The 20,422-nt window shown below is 37.3% G+C and carries 18 protein-coding genes and 1 tRNA gene; all 19 read right to left on the bottom strand.

Translation table 11 applies throughout. The features are described from left to right. Window positions 1-66: 66 nt before the first annotated feature. Window positions 67-1,497 (bottom strand): SGNH/GDSL hydrolase family protein, encoded by a 1,431-nt coding sequence (locus tag NZ923_07580; protein MCS7229877.1) that lies wholly within the window; start codon window positions 1,495-1,497, stop codon window positions 67-69. 27 nt (window positions 1,498-1,524) lie between these two features. Further along, complete coding sequence (locus tag NZ923_07575; GenBank protein ID MCS7229876.1) at window positions 1,525-2,733, bottom strand: outer membrane protein transport protein; 1,209 nt, start codon at window positions 2,731-2,733, stop codon at window positions 1,525-1,527. 18 nt (window positions 2,734-2,751) lie between these two features. After that, window positions 2,752-3,288: a biotin/lipoyl-binding protein gene (locus NZ923_07570; GenBank protein MCS7229875.1), complete on the bottom strand. Its 537-nt coding sequence runs from the start codon at window positions 3,286-3,288 to the stop codon at window positions 2,752-2,754. A 97-nt stretch (window positions 3,289-3,385) separates the two neighbouring features. Then, window positions 3,386-4,387: a hypothetical protein gene (locus NZ923_07565; GenBank protein MCS7229874.1), complete on the bottom strand. Its 1,002-nt coding sequence runs from the start codon at window positions 4,385-4,387 to the stop codon at window positions 3,386-3,388. Window positions 4,388-4,491: 104 nt separating this feature from the next. Then, on the bottom strand, window positions 4,492-4,875 hold the full coding sequence (locus tag NZ923_07560; GenBank protein MCS7229873.1) for a hydrogenase expression/formation protein: 384 nt from the start codon (window positions 4,873-4,875) through the stop codon (window positions 4,492-4,494). Beyond that, window positions 4,860-5,330, bottom strand: coding sequence for a HyaD/HybD family hydrogenase maturation endopeptidase (locus tag NZ923_07555; GenBank protein ID MCS7229872.1), 471 nt, complete (start codon window positions 5,328-5,330; stop codon window positions 4,860-4,862). The genes NZ923_07560 and NZ923_07555 overlap by 16 nt, the downstream gene beginning before the upstream one ends. Continuing rightward, window positions 5,327-6,064 (bottom strand): Ni/Fe-hydrogenase, b-type cytochrome subunit, encoded by a 738-nt coding sequence (cybH, locus tag NZ923_07550; GenBank protein MCS7229871.1) that lies wholly within the window; start codon window positions 6,062-6,064, stop codon window positions 5,327-5,329. Before cybH ends, NZ923_07555 begins: the two co-directional genes overlap by 4 nt. Window positions 6,065-6,083: 19 nt before the next feature. Then, the gene (locus tag NZ923_07545) at window positions 6,084-7,820 is read right to left on the bottom strand and encodes a nickel-dependent hydrogenase large subunit (protein MCS7229870.1); all 1,737 of its coding nucleotides are present in this window, start codon (window positions 7,818-7,820) and stop codon (window positions 6,084-6,086) included. A gap of 3 nt (window positions 7,821-7,823) precedes the next feature. Further along, the gene (locus NZ923_07540) at window positions 7,824-8,936 is read right to left on the bottom strand and encodes a hydrogenase small subunit (GenBank protein ID MCS7229869.1); all 1,113 of its coding nucleotides are present in this window, start codon (window positions 8,934-8,936) and stop codon (window positions 7,824-7,826) included. A gap of 12 nt (window positions 8,937-8,948) precedes the next feature. Beyond that, on the bottom strand, window positions 8,949-9,413 hold the full coding sequence (locus NZ923_07535) for a GNAT family N-acetyltransferase (GenBank protein MCS7229868.1): 465 nt from the start codon (window positions 9,411-9,413) through the stop codon (window positions 8,949-8,951). Window positions 9,414-9,416: 3 nt separating this feature from the next. Then, entirely contained in the window at window positions 9,417-10,664 is a 1,248-nt protein-coding gene (locus tag NZ923_07530; protein ID MCS7229867.1) for an FAD-dependent oxidoreductase, read from the bottom strand. 3 nt (window positions 10,665-10,667) lie between these two features. After that, window positions 10,668-11,555, bottom strand: coding sequence for an AAA family ATPase (locus NZ923_07525; GenBank protein MCS7229866.1), 888 nt, complete (start codon window positions 11,553-11,555; stop codon window positions 10,668-10,670). A gap of 18 nt (window positions 11,556-11,573) precedes the next feature. Then, window positions 11,574-13,544: an anaerobic carbon-monoxide dehydrogenase catalytic subunit gene (cooS, locus tag NZ923_07520; GenBank protein MCS7229865.1), complete on the bottom strand. Its 1,971-nt coding sequence runs from the start codon at window positions 13,542-13,544 to the stop codon at window positions 11,574-11,576. A gap of 1 nt (window position 13,545) precedes the next feature. Further along, window positions 13,546-14,070, bottom strand: coding sequence for a 4Fe-4S dicluster domain-containing protein (locus NZ923_07515; GenBank protein ID MCS7229864.1), 525 nt, complete (start codon window positions 14,068-14,070; stop codon window positions 13,546-13,548). Window positions 14,071-14,224: 154 nt separating this feature from the next. Further along, window positions 14,225-15,142, bottom strand: a complete 918-nt coding sequence (locus NZ923_07510; GenBank protein MCS7229863.1) for a sigma 54-interacting transcriptional regulator — start codon at window positions 15,140-15,142, stop codon at window positions 14,225-14,227. Between the two features lie 252 nt (window positions 15,143-15,394). Then, entirely contained in the window at window positions 15,395-15,649 is a 255-nt protein-coding gene (locus NZ923_07505; GenBank protein MCS7229862.1) for a GIY-YIG nuclease family protein, read from the bottom strand. A gap of 39 nt (window positions 15,650-15,688) precedes the next feature. Beyond that, window positions 15,689-15,763 (bottom strand) — tRNA-Pro (locus NZ923_07500). A gap of 137 nt (window positions 15,764-15,900) precedes the next feature. Continuing rightward, window positions 15,901-17,097, bottom strand: coding sequence for a lipopolysaccharide heptosyltransferase family protein (locus tag NZ923_07495; protein MCS7229861.1), 1,197 nt, complete (start codon window positions 17,095-17,097; stop codon window positions 15,901-15,903). Window positions 17,098-17,115: 18 nt separating this feature from the next. Further along, window positions 17,116-20,409: a PAS domain S-box protein gene (locus tag NZ923_07490; GenBank protein MCS7229860.1), complete on the bottom strand. Its 3,294-nt coding sequence runs from the start codon at window positions 20,407-20,409 to the stop codon at window positions 17,116-17,118. Window positions 20,410-20,422: the final 13 nt, after the last annotated feature.

Here is a 20,422-nt window from a genome sequence, read left to right as displayed (position 1 = left end):
ATCTCACAATTAAAAAAACAAAAGGGCGTGCTTTTGCACGCCCTCAGAATTAATTTTTAGAATACCTTATCTTGCGGTAAAGAGTTCAACAACATTTTTCCATACTTCGGCAGGGACTTTCGGGATTTGATACTTCCCAACGATATTGCCAGATGTTGGCAATTGAATCCCGGGCAATGACATAACATCAATTAACGGGATATTTGAACCAAATTTGCCGTTTATTGCTTTAATAAATTCATTTGCAATTATCGCATGACCGCGAGTTGACGGATGAATCCCATCTAAGCTGAAAAGTCCACCAGTTATAAAGTCCGTTGTGAACTTGAATCCTGCAATCTCAAGCCCTTGTGCTTTAACTTCATTCAACTTTGAGAAGATATCAACCTTAACAACTCTTCCAGCTCTTGCTGAGCTAGCGATGACTGTATCAATTATAAAATTATATCTCTGAATCGCAGTTCTTGCAATATTAACTTCACTTGCATCAAGAACAACATCATCAGGCAATGGTTTTCCAGCGTTTGGAAGTTGATTGAATGGAGGAACAGGTGGAAGCCCATAACCTGTAGAAATTAATTGGCTTGCTGGTAAAAGAACAAGATCCCCAGGTCCAAGCGGTCGTGGAGTTCCTCCTTTTACACCAGTTAAAGGTATTAAATTCCCTTGTGCATCACGAACTGGCTGACCAGTATTTGGATCAACTACAAACCATGGAACTGTTGTAAAGAAAGGAATCACAGTGACATCGGGGATATTAGCGACAGCAATTCTCACAGTCGTGTTAATTCTAAGAAGTGAATCAAGTGAGCGCCTGAATAAGAGTTGGAAAGTTGCTTCAGGGGTTGGAAGTTTCCCAGTTGGATCAGTTCCTCTTGTCCCACCACTTGAAGCATAACCAAGGACATCATTGTTCCCCATCCAGAAAAATACAAAAGTTGGGTTCAACGCTCTCGCTTGATGAAACATCGTTGGTCCAAGTGTTCTGCTTCTCAAAACAATTTGGAAAAATGGGTTATTTCTTGGCGGTCCTGCTTTTGCTGTGTAATCGGTTGTATCAAACATATCAAAAAGGATTGCACCGGGAACAGCGAGATTATTAAATGGAGCAGCATGAGCTGAATTTCTTGGGGAACCTGTAACAGGCTGTGATTGAATTTGAAGTGGTGTGAGTGAAGTCAGACGCAATCTCGTTCCAAATCCGGGTTCAGCGATCAACGGTTGAACGAATGTGATGTTTGTTCCAAAGGTTTTGTTAATTTGCTGAACTATCAAATTCGGATAAGAATACTGTTGCGCTCCCTCAAACAATGCACCATCTTGATATCCAGCTGTAATTGAGTTTCCGATTGCCACAACCCTTGAAAAATCAATTTGCGTTCCAAGCGTCGGTGGAGTTCCAACTTCCGAAAAGTCCTCACAAGCATAAAAGATAACAGCAATGATAAAAACGAGAGCAATTGAGAGAATTTTTGGAAACCTAAAGTTTTTTCTCATGGTTTAAAACCCATTTTTAGTTTTCGTTTAAAAAAGTTTATAAGAAAAGTTTATGCCAAGAAGATGGGCACTGCTATTATAAACCCCGTCAAATCCAACGATCGTCCCTATCACTTCTCTCTGTTTAAATCTAACGAACATATATCCAAGATCAATCGTTAAATTGCCCATTGTATATCCAGCGCCAACTGTAAATATCCATCTATCTGAATCTGGCAAAGATGGCTCAAGATACTTGTCGCTAATTGGATTCCGATCGTAAGCAATTCCACCTCTTAACGCAATGTTTTCAAAGCGATATTCAAGCCCTGCTCTGTAAATTGAAGCATCCTTGTAATATCTTTCAAGTTTCTGATCCCTTTGGGCTGTCGTTTCTTTTTCAAAGTCAATCTCAACAACATCATATAACGACCATCTCGTAAATTGATATGCAAATTCAAGCGTCACGCTCTCGGTTGAAAATCCAACACCTGCAAGAACAATATCTGGCATTTCAACGCTTGTTTTTATATTTCCTCCCGGTAAGAGAGCATTCAAAGCCGCTGGCTTTTTAAAATCAGCAGTCCCTGAGAAATCAACCTTGACTTGCGAACGATAAGAAAATCCAACTGAAACCGGATCAAGCTTCAATAACCAACCCACATTGAATCCCATCCCTGTTCCATCACCAGAAAGTTTGACATCAACTTCTGGATTGAATGTTGTAATTTTTCTCGTCAAAGTCACAGTGCTATAGACAAAATTAAACCCCGCACCGATTGAAAGATCCTCTGAAAATTTGTATGCAACGGTTGGATTGATGTAAAATGTTTTAAGATCGGATTCAACAGTTATAGCACGACCAACCCAGTTATCTGGCCATTTTGAACCAAGCCCATACGGATTAAAAACCCCAATTCCAAATGCAAGTCCATTATCAAAGGTATGTGTCAAATAAAGATTGCTTGGATAAAAAACTTGTTTAACCATTTTTGTCTCTGCAGTCGTATTGAACTGATACGGTCCACGAAATCTTGCTGATGGGAATATAAGCGTCGTTCCAATTGATAAATTCGTTCCCTTTAGATAAACCAAACCAGCTGGATTGTAAAAAATACTAATCGGAGCGTATGAAGTCACAAAGGCACCTCCCATTCCAGTAGCTCTTGCGCCATGCTCATTAATTTGAAATCCACCAGCGAATATAAAATTTGAAAAGACTATGGCTATAATAAGCCAATAAAGAATAAATCGCATGTGTCCTCCGTATTTTGTTTAGTTTGTAGAAATTTTTAGAAGTGAAGATCCTTTTTCTACTGCGGTTCCTTCATTAACCAAAACTTCTTCAACCACTCCATCTAAATCACTTCTTATCTCGTTCTCCATCTTCATCGCTTCAAGGATCAAGAGCTTATCGCCAACTTTGATTTTTGTCCCGGGCTTGACAAAGATCTTTGTTATCAACCCGGGCATAGGTGATTTGAGAAGTTTTTCTTTTTTAGCTTCGCCGGAGGAGGTGCTACGGTAGGAATTTATGATCTCTTGATATTTGCTTGTAGCTTTACAATGATAGTCGTTTAGCGAATCACTTAAAATTATTGAATCCTCGCTTAGAGCGAAATTAAATGTAAATACCCTGTTCCCTATCAGGATGGTGATTTGATTATCTGTGATGTTGAGGATTTCAACCTTGTGCTGGTTATCCCCTATTTTCACTTCAAATTTGTTTGGATTGGTTTTCTTGATGTCAATTTCAAGGCTTAAATCATTAACATTTAACTTCATATACAAGCCTGTTTGTTGTTTTTTCACATAAATATAACTCAAAAAAATCACTAATCCAAGCGTATTTGCGACTATTTAACCAGAGCGACAAAAATCATTACAAAATGTTAAAACTTGCGCCCGTTCAAAATGTGGTCTGTATCATAAACATAAGCTCGTCGTTTCTTATCTCAATCGGTTTTTCGTCTTTCTTGACATAATTAACTCTAAAAACGACATTCTTGAGAATTTTTGAATAAATTCCAAAAGTAAACCAATTGCTTTCGCCTGTCGCATTCAGATCATTATCCCAGATTTCATATTTAAAAACTGGCTCAAAATAATCAAAAAACCTATAACTTACCTGCAAATAATAACCAAATTTTTTAATTTCGTCGTCATTTCCGCTAACGAGTTCACTTCTAAAATGCAAGTTTTTGTTAACAAAAAATGCGTCAACCCCAAGTCCATATCTCTTTTTATCTCTTATGTTCATTCTTCCGTTTGAGCCAAACAAAAAGCTACCATTTAAAGCAACGAAGTTTTCATCGTTAAATTTTAACTCATAACCTATGAAACCAGCTATGTCTTTTCTCGCGTCTGAATCGTCAAGGTTTCTGGTATAGTCAATTGTTTCAAAAATTGTCCCATGATTTCTAAAAACAACCTCCCCATTCCATAAGCCAATCGCAAGATGCAAGCTTTCTATACCAGAGTAAGATATCTCAATCCCGCGGTCTCTATCTGCAACAAGAGCAGAGACAACCTGAGAGCGCAAAATTGTCTTCCTATCAGAAGAGCTTTCATTTCTTTCAACTGACCAGAGATATTTAAACTGACCAAATCTGAACTTGAGCCCTTTAATGTTTGGAAACAAATCAACAATCTCTATGTAATAATCTTTTAAAAACTTGTTAAAACTGGTTTCCTTGATCCCGAATTGGACTTCCCACCTGACATTTTTATCTAAAGAACCAGAAAATTTTAAGTTCATAGTTCCAGGAGTGAAATTGCCTTCAACTTTATTTTCTTTCAAATCGGCACGATACATATACTGTAAAAATCCATTGATTTTGACCTGAGCGATAGCGGAATGAATTAACATAGTTAAAAAGGTAGCAAGGGCGAGGATCTTGATTGATTTCACTGAATTACTCCAGGTTTATTTTCGTTTCAACTTGATTTTTAAAATAATTTAACAGGACATATAATTGCAAGTGGTTTATCTCAAGCCTGATTTTTAAGGGAGGTTCATAGGTAGGATGGATGAGATGATGAAAGAATTTGTTCAAGATCTTTTATTGCGTCTTCAATATCTTCAACTTGAGATTTAGCAAGTTCAGGATAAAAAGTGATTTCAATCGTTCGTAAAACTATTTTCCCATTTGAATTTCTATATTCTCCCCACCAAACGCCCGCGATTTTGCTCTCTTGCCAGACCGTTAATTCCGAACCCTCATAGATGATTTTGATTTTACCTCTGCCGAGCGTTTCATCAAGAAAACTTGCTTCTTCATAAGAAAGAGGAAAATTACTCAAGTTTATCGTCTTTGCCACGCCTTTATCTTTAAGCTCAATTAGAGCATGTTTAATCTCGTTCAGGAGATAAAACGCATTTATTAAGTTTGATTGCATTTCCATATTTCTATTTGTTTTTTAACTTCGCTTACCACTATATCAATTGCCTCTTCAACTTCGTTGCTAATTTTCTCGCCCCATTCGCTTCTCTTTGGTTGGACACCTATTAAAAAACCTTCAACAGGTTTAACTTCAAGAAAATTCATCAAAGCAATGACCTCATGAAATGTTATCTGATGTTCCGATACTTTTAATCCGAGGAAAGCAGGGATTTCATCAAGTTTTAGTTTTACAATTTCCCCTGGTTTTCCACCGAAGTTAATTATATCAACGACGATAAGATGTGTTTTATCTTCAAGATAGGGCAGAAGATAAATACCAAGGGAGCCACCATCAATAATTTCAATATCTGGTGACTCCCCAATTTCATTTTTTAATTTTTTTACAACTTCAATTCCAAAGCCATCATCACCGAGCAATGGATTTCCCACGCCGAGGACACAAATTTTCATTTTTCTTTTTTCTCCCACGGTTTTTCAATTGGCTCCCAACCAAGAGGTCTTGTTTTTAACCCAGTTATCATAGATGAAAGCATTCCCTTTTCGCGAAAAACTTCAAGATAAATCACAAAACTTATGTGATGAATCATAAATCCAATTATTCCCCACATTATCAATTTATGTATCATTCTGACATTTGCTTCACCACCAAATAAGGGTATGACCCATCCAAACAGCGTATCAAAAAATCCACCTGGATTGATTTTCCCTGCCATCGCAAAACCAGTTAATCCCTGAACAGATGCAGCAAAAAAGATAAGGACATAGATCAATGTCGCAAGCGTGTTATGACCGAGAGTGTGAAGCTCATAATCAGTATATCTCAATGTCACATAATCTTTCAGCTTCCACCATGCTTCTTTCCAGAAGTCAGCCTTCCAAATGTGAAACCTAAACCACTGACGATATGTATTACCAGCGAAGAACCAATATGCACGAAATAACCCATTCAAAGTAAAGATAATTGCAGATAAAAAGTGTAAATTTTTCATCGTTGCCATTACGCTTGCACCAAATGGTTCATCAGCAGTTGGTCTATAAAAAGGTGTGCTGATGTAAAAACCTGTGAAAATCAAAATCCCCAGCACAATAACATTAAGCCAATGGCTTATTCTGACAACGGCATCCCAAACATAATATCTTGTAACACACTCAGTTTCAACTCTATATACTTGATTTGCTCGCATGGTTTCACCTCGTTTGTTTTTATAAAATTTCAACTTTAGTTATCTCATTACCATTTACATCTAAAACATGCGTTGAACAAGCAAGGCAAGGATCAAACGAGTGAATAACTCTTAAAATTTCAAGTGGCTTATGCGGATCAACAATCGGCACACCGACTAAAGCTTCTTCCATAGGACCGCGCTGACCCATAGCATCACGCGGCGAACCATTCCAAGTTGTCGCAACCACAGCTTGATAATTTGTAATTTTGCCATCTTTGATTTTGACCCAATGTGCGAGTGCTCCACGAGGTGCTGCGTAAGTTCCGACTCCTTTAATTTCGCCTTTTGGCCATTTTTCAGGTTCCCATTTCTCCATATTTGCGGTTTGATAGTCACCTGCTTTGATATTTGCTATAAGTTCATCGTAAAGTTTTTTCAATATAGTTACTGATCTTCTCGTCTCAATTCCCCTCGCAATAGTTCTACCAAGTGTTGAATACATAGCATCAAACGGAAGCCCGAGTTTTTTTAAAGCTTCATCAACATAGAATTTAACTTCTTCATCTTTATGTGCAAGCGCAATTATAGTTCTCGCAAGAGGTCCACCTTCCATTGGTTTCCCACGCCAGCGCGGTGCTTTCATCCATGAATACTTTTTATCCATATCAAGAAATTCCCAAGGCGGAGTCGGCCCAGTATATTTTGGATTTGTCTCACCATCCCAAGGATGAAATGCAATTTTATCACCTTTTGAATAGTCATACCAAGAATAAGCGACATACTCTTGAATTTGTTCAGGATCGGTTGGATCAACTTCATGAACCTCATTTAAGTTTCCATCAAGAACTACACCACCTTTCCATCTGTTCGTTTTCAAAATAGTGTGTATATCACCGGTATCTTCCGGAAATTCACCATAATCAAGGACTCCTTTTTTGCTTACACCTCCACCCCACTTCGCCCATTCTTTGTAGAACGACATTATAGCAAGCAAATCTGGATAATAAAGTTGTTCAACTATCTGCTCAGCTTCCTCAATTTTTGATTTAACAAGCGCAAGTTTATCAACATTAATTGCGTCTGGATGATTTAAGTTGATTGAGCAAGGCATTCCTCCAACAATAAGATTCGGATGCGGATTCTTTCCACCAAATACAGCGTGAATTTTCACAATTTCCTTCTGCCAGTTCAAAGCTTCAATATAGTGAGCAACTGCTAAAAGATTCGCTTCTGGTGGGAGTTTATATCCAGGATGACCCCAATACGCATTTGCAAAAATTCCGAGCTGACCTGATTCAACAAACTTTTTCAAGCGATTCTGAACATCTGTGAAATATCCAACTGATGACTTTGGCCAGTTTGAAATTTTTTGAGCAAGTTCTGCGGTTGCCTTCGGATTGGCTTTTAAAGCTGAAACAACATCAACCCAATCAAGAGCATGAAGATGATAAAAATGAACCACATGATCGTGAATATAAAGCGTAGCAATCATTATATTTCTTATCAAGTTTGCATTCTTCGGTATTCTTATCTTTAAAGCATCTTCAACCGCTCTAACAGATGTAACAGCATGGACAAGAGTGCAGACGCCACAAATTCTTTCTGCAATTGCCCACGCTTCACGCGGATCTCTATCACGCAAAATTATCTCAATTCCTCTGAAAAGAGCGCTTGTGCAGGATGCGTCTTTTACAACATTTCCATCAACTATCGCTTGCACTCTGAGGTGACCCTCAATTCGGGTCATTGGATCTATTACAACTCTTTGTGCCATTTTTCATTCCTCCTTTTGTTTCTTTTCTTCAACTTTTCCTTCTTTTGATTCCTTTGATTTTTGCACCGCTTTCTTAACAATTGATGCCACAAGATGAGCTCCAGTTGCAACTGCAACGCCTATTGCAAACCCCTTGCCAATATCATCGGCTGTTGCAAATCCTGGCAATGGGACATCAGCAACATGCTGATAAAGAGGTCTCTTATCCCAGTAATCTGGCTCTGAACATCCAATACAAGGATGACCAGATTGAATCGGAAAACTTGTCCCTTCATTCCACTTCACGACAGAACAGGCATTGTAGGCTACAGGTCCTCTACATCCAACTTTATATAGACACCAACCTTTCCTTGCTCCTTCATCATCAAACTTTTCAACAAACATACCAGCGTCAAAGAAAGCCCTACGATAACACTTGTCGTGAATTCTTTGGCCATAAAAAACTTTAGGTCTCCTTAAAGAATCAAGCTCTGGAAGCGTATCAAATGTTAAAAGATGAACTATTGTTCCAACAATTACCTCAGCTATTGGCGGGCAACCTGGGATATTTACAACAGGTTTATCAGTAATTAACTTATAAATTGGTTTACAACCAGTTGGATTCGGATGAGCTGTTGTCACACATCCAAACGATGAACAAGAACCAACTGAAATTATTGCTTTAGCTCCTTGAGACGCTTTTCTTAGATATTCAAGCGCTGTCATCCCGCCAACAGTACAATAAATTCCCCCGTCTTTGGTTGGAACTGAACCTTCCACCGCGAGGACATAGTTTCCAAAATTTTTCTTGATCCCCTCCCAAACGATTTCCTCCGCCTGATGACCAGCTGCAGCTTGAATTGTCTCCATATAATCAAGAGATATAATACTCAAAATTACATCGGTAATCAAAGGATGCGATGACTTTATCAATGATTCAGTGCAACATGTACAAGCTGCAAAGTTAAGCCAGAAAACCGGCAGACGCGGTTTTGATTCAAGGGCGCGAACAACTTTTGAAAACATACTTGCCTCAAGCCCAAGATATGCGGTTGTCAAAAGACAAAACCTCAAAAAATCACGCCTTGAGATACCATTTCTTCTCACCGCTTCATAGAATGTTTCTTGCCTCTCCATTTTTAAACCTCCCTATATTTGTTTTTCCAATTGAACAAATTTCCCTCTTTTAAATCCCATTTTCTGCAAAAAGGATAAAGTCTCTTCGTCGGTAAATTCAGCAACAGTGCAAATCTTTTTCAATCCAAGCTCTCTCACCTTGTCAAGAAATTCAACAAGAAGTCGCTTGCCGATCCCTTGCCGTCTGTAATCGGGATGAACAACGATAGCAATTAACCAAGCACATTCACGACCTCGATACCACTTCGGTTGCGTATCACCAAAAATAAAACCAACAATTTCTTCATCAAGATATGCAACTCTACCAAACAAAGTTCCAGATGTTTGGATCTCTTTCAAGATGTCAATAAATACTTTCTCGCAGAAGAAGCTATAGTTTCCTCTTTTTCTCAATTCATCTTGAAATTTTAAAATGCTATCAACTTCTTGCATAGAAAATTCTTTCGTTTCAACTTTTTCAAAAAGGCTAACTTTCAAGTTTCAAACGAAGTTTTTTGTAAAGAGTAAACTCGGCTTATGCAAAGGTGCTATTACTTCAAAAAGCTGGTTCAAACTTTCAATTTTATCTATGTCAAACTGAATTTTCCTTTTCATCACCTGCTTTATTAGCCCGGCAGGTTTAACATCGCCAACCAACTCCACGCCGATCAACCTTTCACCTTCAAAATAATAAATCTCAATTCCCCCGTTTCTTTCTATCTTTCTCAACGCCTTGCTTTCATCATAAACATTTCCAATTGAAAAATAAATTTTATTAAAAACATTTAAAGCGTTAACCCTTACTCCACCCTCATAAGTCATATCACAACCTGCTATGTTAGAACCTGCAACTTTACCAGTTTCATAGGCATTCGGCCAAACTGGAAAAGGTCTTATGGTCTCATCAATCAAGCTTCTTAGCTCAACACAATCACCAGCTGCATAAATATCCGGTTCCGATGTTTTCATCCTTTCGTCAACAATAATTCCATTTCTTGGTCCGAGCTTCAAAACATCTTTGACGAAATCGGTATTCGGCACAACACCAACGCCCATTATCACAGATGAACATTTTATCTTTCGTTTATTAGTTTTAACCGACTTAACAGGATTGCCCGTTATTTCAAGTGGTTCTTCATTTTTTAAAATCTCAATTCCATTGCTGACAAGCTGATTTTCTATCATCTCAGAGACGGTTTTGCTAAACACGGTATTTAATATGTAAGGTGCAATTTCAATTATTGTTATTTTTTCCTTGAAATGTAAAAGTGCAAGTGCTGACTCAACCCCAACAGGTCCACCTCCGATAATAACTACTTCCTTTGAGTTATCTTTCTTAATTTTTTCTGCATCTTCATATGTTCGCAAAACATAAACTCTTTTATTCCTTGCTCCAGGAATATCCAAAACTCGTGGCGAAGCTCCACTTGCTATCAAAAGTTTATCATAGAAATATCTACCCTTATCAGTCAAAACAACTTTCTCTTTTGGTTCAACCCCAATGACTCTTTCGCCAAGAACTAACTTTACATTCATCTCCTTGTAAAAATCTGCACGAATTGAAAATAAATTTTCCTTTGACAAAGTGCCTTCTATGTAATAAGGAAGAACCACGGGCGAATAATACGGCATCGTTGGATCAAGGGACTCCTTGGAAATAACAGTTATTGAGCTTTTTTTATCCCACTTTCTAATTTCACGAACGGCAGAAACACCAGCAATACTATTTCCAATTATCACAATTTCCATAACTTAATCCTGCAATAGATTTTTGAAAAGCGTAAGAACCGACCTAACGAATAGCGACTCTTTATTCTCAAGGACTGGAAGAATAGATGGCTCCGCTTTTAAAATCTCTTCGTCATACGGCAAGAAATAAACAGGCAACTTGTTTAGTTCGCTATCAAAAGTTGAAAGTAATTCTTCAACCTTCTTCCTATCATTTCTCACTTTGTTGAAAACAAGATGAAGGTTTTTGATCCCAAGCCCTTTTGCGAGTTTAACAGCTTGACTCATCACATAGATTGAATTAAAATTCGGTTCTGAAATAATAATGGCGTGGTGAAATCCTTTTGCAATAGCTCTTCCGAAATGTTCAAGCCCAGCCTCGGTGTCCATCAAGATGATCTCACCCCTGCGCAAATTTATGTAGTTTACCACCGCTTGAAGCAAATCATTTTCAGGGCAAGCGCATCCCACCGATGGCTGGGCTACCGTCCCCATAACAAGAAGGTTTAACCTATCTTTGACTTTCACACCAAATCTTTCAACTACATCGCTTACATCTGGATTTAACTTGAAAAACAATCCCCAACCACTTCCTGGTCTTGCTCCCGTCTTTTCCTCAATATAATCAATCTGCTTGTTTAGTGGCACTATTTCATTTGCTTTGTCAAAGGGCAAACCAATTGCAAATGGCAAATTCATCTGTGGATCCTCATCAACAGCAAGAACATTAAAACCAGCATCTGCAAACAAATGAGAAAGCACGGCACAAACTATTGTTTTCCCAACCCCGCCTTTACCCGTTATAACTATCCTCCTTCCCTCCTCAACTTTCCTATTAACCTCTGGAACTTCAGAAAGTATCTCTTTTATAATCCTATCTCTTTCTTCTTCGCTCGCTTTTGTAAAAGGCATAAGTGAACAAGTTTATTTTTAAACTAGAACAAGTTCAGGGATAGGCAAGTTTAAGGCTATTCTCTTTTGCTTAATTCTATCAAGTATTCCCTTAACAGCAAGCTCTGGATCACATTCAACATAAGCTTCTCCGCCTGTTAATGTTTTTAAATCTTTCGTTAATATCTCCGTCACTTTTGGACCTCCAAGCACCCTTGGCGGTGGACAAACATGAACTGTTACGCCAAGAGCTAAAGCCCAAGTTCCAATTGAGATCGCTTTCTCAGAAATTAACTCCGGAGCCGATGCAACAACAGGCAAATCTGAAACCTTTAAACCAAGTTTTTCAGACAACGCTTTAAGTAAGAAACCAATTCTTGAATTATCTACACAAGAACCCATGTGAATTGCAACAGGCAAACTATTTAATCCAGCAACATTCCCAAGCGCTTTTAAAACTTGTTTTAACCCTTCCCCAACTTCAAACGAATCAACCTTGTTTGGATTCAAAAATCCCGATTGACCAGCTATATGTGCAGTGCAACCAGTTACAATAACCAAAACATTATTCTTTATCAAACCCTTTATCATTCTTTCGGTGAAAGCAAGTCGTCTTGTCTTTGGATTTGGACAACCAACTATTGCAACAACACCAAATATATTCCCATTTACAATGTTATCAATCAATGGTTTAAGCGGATCCTCCGGATTAATCTTTTTAAGTATATCAATCAACGCTTCAACTGAGAATCCCGCTACCACTTCTTCTACTGAATCAGGTATGAAAACTTTCGCTGGGTCTCTTTTTTTATAAGCTTCAAGAGCGGTTTCGATCACCTTTTGAGCAATTTCATCAGCTTTTTCAGGTGAATATTCAATATGAATCGCTCCTGGGATCTTCACAAATGAAATTGTTGTAATAAGCTTTGTATGATAACATGAAGCAACATCACTCAAAATTGGCCATACACATTGATAATCAACCACCATTGCGTCAAGTGCACCAGTTGCGATTGCAAGTTCCGCTTGAAATTCATTACCAGCCATGGGAACCCCATGTCTCATTAAAACCTCATTTCCTGTGCAGCAAACCCCAACAATGTTTATTCCTTTTGCTCCAAGGGCTTTAGCTTTATCGTTCAACTTATTTGCCCATTCAACAATTTTCTCAGAAAGGAGCGGATTATGACCATGCACAGCAATATTGACAAAATCTTGCTTTATAACAGCAAGATTTGCCCAACTATGTATTGGTTTAGGAGTACCAAAAAGAACATCCGAAAGTTCAGTCGCCATGATTAAACCAAGCCCGTCTATCAAGCCCATTTGTAAATCAGCAAGCATTATGTTCACTGTGTCAGCATCATTCCCCATGCTCGTTCTATGCATCGCATTCATTATAGGACGCCAAACATTGTGTGGAATTACTCCAAGCTTTTCAAGTTGTTCATAACTTGACTTTGGAGTATAAGCCTTAAGCCATACCGCTGGCTCCTTCTCAAGCCGTCGGAAATCCTCAAGTGATATTTCAGCAACCTCTTTCGCTATCTCTTTTATATCTTTTCCCTCTGTTTTTATTCCAAGGTTTTCCGCAACTCTTTTAAGTTTTTCCTCATCCTTGATTGTATAAGTTGAAATTTTGCCCTCAGCAACTTCTTTGAGAACTTCTGCAATATCCATTGCATGTTCCGTGTGAGCAGCTGCCCCACCAACTGTTTCCCTTAACAAATTCCTCGCAACTATAACATCAGCAGTTGCACCACAAACTCCAACCCTTGGCCCTCCGTTGAAAACATCAATTCTACACGGACCCATATAACACATCCTACAACAAACTCCAAGCTCACCGAATCCACATTGAGGTTCTTGCAAAGCTAATCTTTGCAAAGATGTTGTTTTAGATTCTCTTGCTTCCTTCTTTAAAAGTTCAATATTTGATTCTGGAAGTAGACCGTAATTATTTGATTTGCTCTCCCAAACTCTTTCTTTGTCTTTTAAAATATCTGCCATTTTATATTACCTCCATATAAGTTTTTGTTGTCTTTGAAAGAGCCGAAAGCGTTGAGATCTTTTTATATTGTTCAAGTGTGACAACATCGGTATAAATCAATGAATTTGTCGGACATGCTTCAACACACGCTGGGATTCCCCCACTTTTAATCCTTTCATTACATCCATCGCACTTTCTTGAAACTTTCCGATCCAAATCCGGATAAATTGCACCAAACGGGCAGGCAATTGCGCACTGCCAACAACCAATACATTTAGTATCATTATAAACTACAAGATCAGTTTCACTATCTCTATAAATTGCTGATGTCGGACAAATAGCAACGCACGGTGCGTCATCACAGTGATTGCATCGCAAAGAAGCCATAAAACCATCAAACTTCAAAACAGTGTTAAATCTTGGTGGATGTGGTTCCTCAAAAATTGCTTTGTAAAGATCCTTTGAAACTGAATGCTCAATTGCACAGGCTATTTCGCAACTCTTACAACCTGTGCATTTGGCCGGTTCAATGAAAACTCTCTTCATCACTTCGCCTCCAAAGTTAAATTTTCACCTCTGAAGAAAATATTATCCAACAATCGTGCCATTCAAAAAACTTGAAAAATAAAAAATTAAAGAGGGGAATTTGCCAGATTTGACAATCATAAAATCAAAATTTTGCCAAGATTGACAAAGTAGGCTATTTCGGAAGGTTGATTTTATATTTCTTTAATTTCCGATAGAATGTCCTCAAACTTATTCCAAGAAAATTCGCCGCCTCTTTTGGCTCTGGATGTTCCTTCATTGTTTCAGAGATTAAATATGCTTCAAAGCATTCAAGTTTTTCCCTGGCGTTACTGCTTCTTAAAACTTTAGGATGCTTACAGAAATTAATCAAATAATCAGGTAAATTTTCAATCTTAATATCAGAACCATTTGACTTTGCGAGTGAATAAACTATAACGCTTCGCAATTCTCGTATATTACCTGGCCAAGGATAACAAAAGAAAATCTCCATCACCGCTGGATCAACCTTGACATTTTTTCCTGATGACTGAATAAAATATCTAACGAAATCAGGCAAATCGTAAATTCTTTCTCTCAACGGTGGAAGCTTATACACAAAAACAGAAAGTCTATAGTATAAATCCTTCCTGAATTCACCTTTCTCAACTTTTGATTTTAAATCAACATTCGTTGAAGCGATAAAACGAACATCAACGTGTTTAGGTTTTGTGTCACCAATGGGAATTATCTCTTTTTCTTCTATTGCTCTCAAAATTTTAACTTGGGATTCAATCGGTAACTCTCCGATCTCATCAAGAAAAACCGTTCCACCATCCGCTTCTTCAAGAATTCCTTTTTTATCCTTATCTGCCCCAGTGAATGCTCCCTTTTTGTATCCAAAAAGTTCACTTTCAAGAAGATTTGAAGGAATGGCAGCGCAATTTATAGGTATGAAAATTTTGTCTTTTCTACTTGAGTTTTGATGAATAAATCTTGCTAAAACTTCCTTCCCCGTTCCAGTTTCACCAAGTATCAAAACCGGTTCGTCAGTTGATGCAGCAATTAAAGCATCGTCAAATATATTTTTTAGTGAGCCAATGACTATATCCATAGGCTTTAAAAGCGTTAAATTTTACCCCGATCTATTTAAAGGCAGGTGCTTTAGGGAGGATTTTAAAAAGTTATAAAATCTTTATGTGCTTCGGAATTTTAAATAAAAAGTCGGGACGGCGGAATTCCTCCAAAGGAGTCCCTTCGGGAGAACCCGCGACCCCTACCACCCCAAGGTAGTGGTCCTAAGGACTCCCTTCGGGACGCTAACCAGGCTGCGCTATGTCCCGAGTTTTAAAAGAACAACCGAGTTTCAATTGCCAAACTTAGCAATAATATCCATTTTCTCAAAATAACCTGCGGGACTTTTCAAAAACTTTTCTCTCTTGAAAGCTTCACTTCGGGTTTCAAATTTCTCAACATATATCAACTTTAATGGTCTTCTTCCTTTTGTAGCCTTAACCTTACCAGAATTATGTTGATTTAATCTTTTGCTTATATCCCTTGTATGTCCTATATAAAAATTGTCGTCTTTCAAACTTTTAAGTATGTAAACAAAGTATGACACAAAAGTTTTTCAATTTTGTCTTTTACTTAACATAAAAAGTCGGGACGGCGGGATTCGAACCCGCGACCCCTACCACCCCAAGGTAGTGCGCTAACCAGGCTGCGCTACGTCCCGAGCTTTTTACTAAAATTTAACTCTGAAAAATCTTCAAGAAAACTTACATTTTTGCCAGATTCAAGATTCTTGGTGATATAGCAATTGCTTAAATCTAAATTTTAAAAGAACACACGACCGACCGCAATAAAAATTTACTAAATTTTAGAAACCTTTTCAACTTTATTCCTTTCAGCCCGAGCGTCAAGAAATTCCTTTCTGTAACTTAAAACCACTTGTTCAATTTTATCAAGATCAATCATCTTTATGCATTCAAGATTATACGGACAAACTTTTTTCCAACACGGTGCACATTCAAGTCCTTCTGGTATTAACTTAACACCTCTATCATAAAGATCAATTTCAACCCACGAACTTAATCCAAACCACGCGATTACGAACTTTTTTAAAGCAATAGCAAGATGCATCCCATACGAATCGCCAGTTATAACAACATCGCAAATGTTTTCATAGCAAATTCCTCGTCTAATTCCTTCGGTCGTTGGAGTGTTGATGAGTTTACCAGCAACTCCGTCAATCTGAATCGCGCGATTAAATATCTCTTCGTTTCGCTTCGTATCTTCAGGTCCACCAAGTAAAACAAGCTTTAAATCGTCATATTTTGAAAAACGCCTTATCAATTCAACATGCTGTTCAATTGTCATTTTTTTATTCGGGTATAAAGGGGAACATCCAGTGTTAAATCCAACAACAAGCTCACCGCTTTTTATCCCAACTTTTTTCTTATACTCTTCCGAGAATTTTTTTTCTTCTTCGCTCAAAACGAGAACATATTCATCTCGTTTATAGTCCAATTCAAACATCTCACACAAGATCTCTTGCCTCGTTTTTTGATTTCTCCTAAACTTTAACTCGTCATCAAGTCCCAACTTATAATCATAGCTTGCGGATTCACTTAAAGGTATTATCTGCCCATGCTCATTCATACCATAGCCAAGTTTTTTATCTGCTTTTAATTTCATAGTTAAAGCAGTTGCCCTTCTTGACTTATCAACATTCATTATTATATCAAACTTCATATTTTCAAGCACAAGCCATGTTTCGGGATCCCAAACAAAAACCTCATCAAGATATGGATTGTTCTCAAGCAAAAGATGAGTATTTTTAAGGGTTAACCAATAGATCGTGCTTTGTGGGTATTTTCTCTTTATAGCAGGAAGAATGGATGTAGTCAAGAGGACATTGCCCATTGCATCAAGGTTGATTATCAAAATTTTAACACCAAAAGGTTTAGGGTCAATGCAACCTTGTTCGTAACATTTTGAATATGGATAACAAGGCTTATAACCAGTAAAGTTTTTACATTCAGGTATTTCAAAATCAAAAATCTTCATAAAACGGCAAAAAAGATCTCATGTTTCGCTTTTATTGAAAATTCTTATGATACTCTCAATTTCCTCCTCGGGTTTCTCAAGAACTTCAACTCCTTCAATTTCCAATGTTTCAGGTGTTGAGTAAAGCAAGACAATTTTAACCTCCGGCTTCAGAATTTTCAACTCAGCAATAGTATCTTTTAACTTTATCCTCGGCGTTTTTGAATTTATAAGGATCAAATCAATTTTATCCAAATTTTCGCTCAACATTTTGACAGCTAGAACTCTGTCATCTGAACATAGGACCTCAAATCCAGCACTTTCCAAAATTTTCTTTAATTTTTTTCTTAATTCATCATTTTCAGAAATAATCAAGGTAGCACTTCTTTGGAGCGCTTTTTCTTTAGAAAGAATTTCAGTTGTAATTTTCTCTGGAGATTTTTCAATTCCAATCACTGGAAGACAAAATTCAACCCTTGTTCCTTCTCCCGGTTTTGAATCAACCGTGATGTATCCACTATGTGATGTCACAATTCCAAATACAGTTGCCATTCCAAGTCCAGTGCCAATTTCAGGTCTTTTCGTTGTGAAGAATGGTTCAAAGATTCGCGTTTTTACGTTTTCATCCATTCCAATACCATTATCAGTCACAGCGACACAAACATACCTACCCGGATTTACTTTTAAAATCTCGGAATCCTCAAATGAAACATCTTTAATTCCAGTTTCAATCGTTATCATCCCACCTCCATCAAGTAAACCTTTTTCTCTTTTTTCAACTATTGCGTCCTTGGCGTTTATTGCAATGTTTAACAAAGCTTGTTGAATTTCCGTTCTTGACCCATAAACTTTGGTATCCTTTGTATTCAATTTGACCTCAATCTCAATAAACTTTGGAAATACCGATTTCAAAATCTCAACCGTGTTTAGTACCACTTGCTCAAATTCAAGAACTTCCGCGCTTGGTATCTCTTTACGCACAAAAATCTTCAAACGCTTTATAAGTTCAGCCCCGCGATTTGATATCGTGATGATGTTATCAATATATTTTTTCAAATCTTCACTTTTTAACTCGCCTTTTTGAGATTTAATATCTATCATCTGCGCAGAAGCAACGATTACCTGTAGTATGTTGTTAAAATCGTGTGCCATCCCCATCGTAAATGTTCCAATTGATTCAACCCTCTGCAAATGTCTCAACATATCTTCTTGCAACTTTTCCTTTGTCGTATCAAGGATAACAGTTTGAACAGCAGGCTTCCCCTCGTGATACACCAACTTGGAATAACATGTAAGATAAGCGACGCTTCCATCCCTCTTTATTCCTCTATATGATGCCTTCTCAGGGGCAAATTCACCGCGCAACATTTTCATAGTTCTTTCAATCCATTTATCCCTATCATCTTGATGAATTATATCAAAAGGTGTAAGTTTTAAAAACTCGTCCATTTCATACCCAAAAATTTCACATAATTTTCTATTAACAAATATGAAAGCATCCTGATTATAAATAGCCAACCCGGCAAGCGGATTATCCGCGAGCTCTTTATATTTGCGCTCTGAATCAAAAATTTCCTTCGTTCTCTGATTAAGTTCTTCTTCAAGGTCAAAGCTGTATTTAACGGAGTTGAAATAAACAAAAAGCAAATAACCCAAAATCAAAAGCGAACCAATAAATAAAATAACATATATTCTCAAATGATACCCAAATCTTGTTAAAAGATTTTCCTCGTCAAGCAGATTTACAATTGCCCATGTTTCCGTCGGATTATCAAGAAGTTCAACTTTCGCAAATGAAAAGGCAAAGTTTAATTTTCTCAACCACTTATGTCTTCCGGAAATGACAAAACCATCAGAAGAAGATTGATTGATCCGTTCCATAACTATCGCTTTAACATCTGAGCGGACAAGTTTATTTAAAGCATTGTAAAAATCAACTCCAATGAATTCTAAATTCTTTGCGAAAAGAACAGAACCGGAGTTAACATTGAAAACTAAAAACTCATCCAACCCACCTCCAGTTATCTCTATGAAATGCTCAAGCATTCTATTGACATCAATTAAACACGAAACCCCACCTCTAAACTTCCCCATAGAATCAAAAACTGGAAATGCAATTGCAACCGCATCGTAACCCTGAACCGCTCTGAAAACCGAACCAACGATCGGCTTTTTCAACATCAAAAACTTCTTATTGTGCTCCTGATAACTCACATCAAGACCAATTACTTTCAGATCAACTGGATATGTATATCTCAAAACCCCTTTTTCATCAATTCTGCTAACATTTCTTATGTAATTAGGAAATCTGGGAAAAACTCCTTCATATTTTTGATGAAGCATCGGGGTATTGATTTCAACGATATCTTTATCCTTTGAAAGTTCCTCAAGAATTTTATAAGTATTTTTGACTTCAAACTCTACACTATTTGCAATGCTTTTCAGAAGACTCACTTTATCATTCGCGTACCCTTTGACTTCAAACTCAATATATGTTTTTATCAAAAGTGCTTGCAAAAACAAAAGAACACCAATAAAGGGCAAAGATGTGAAAACGAAGGATCTTATCTTCCGCAATGAAATAAGTTTTATCCTTCCCTCATAAGCTCTTTCAACACCAGAAATGATTTTATTTAGAAATTTTAATGTAAAAACGGTTGTGAAAAAAACAACATAAAGCGCGATTCCAGCACTTATCACTGCCATTATAGTCCTTGCTGTGAAAAGCCAGGAAGGTAAAACATTAAATGTAACAAGCGTAAGATAAATCAACGGTTCAACGAGAAAATAAAAACTTAAAACTCTCAAAACATTGCGTTTATTTTTCATCTCTTCAACAAGTGCTGCGATCTCTGCGATTGATGTAAATATCCCCCAAAGCATGATATGGCTCAAAATATAAAAAAGAGCCCCAACCTTCCAGATAAAAGTTCGTTGAATTTTAAAGTAAACTGGAACATAGTAGATGAGTATAAAAACTAAGGAAAGGAAAAGAATCCATTTAATGATCTTTTTTATCTCTTCATTTAAATTCTGTGATAAATTATCAGCAATTTTGCTAATTCCACTTAAAGCAAACACGAGCCCTGCCGAAAAAACAATCGTTGCGATCGTTGCTTCATAATCGTAAAGATAATCAAAGAACAAAACAAGGATAAAAGTTTGGAAAGATGAAACAAATGTCAAAATAAGAGATAGAAAAAGTTGAAAAAAGCCCGATGGAGTTCTTTTCCTCTCCCAAATTTTGTATGCAAGATATAGCAAAGTCGCAATTGGAAAGAAAGAAAAAATAAAATTCAAAATCTGGCTCGCTAATCTAACTCCGAAAAACACTTTGTTTTACAAT

The organism is Candidatus Kryptonium sp., from assembly GCA_025060635.1.
In the GTDB taxonomy this organism is placed as follows: domain Bacteria; phylum Bacteroidota; class Ignavibacteria; order Kryptoniales; family Kryptoniaceae; genus Kryptonium.
This window is presented reverse-complemented; position numbering and strand designations above follow the sequence as displayed.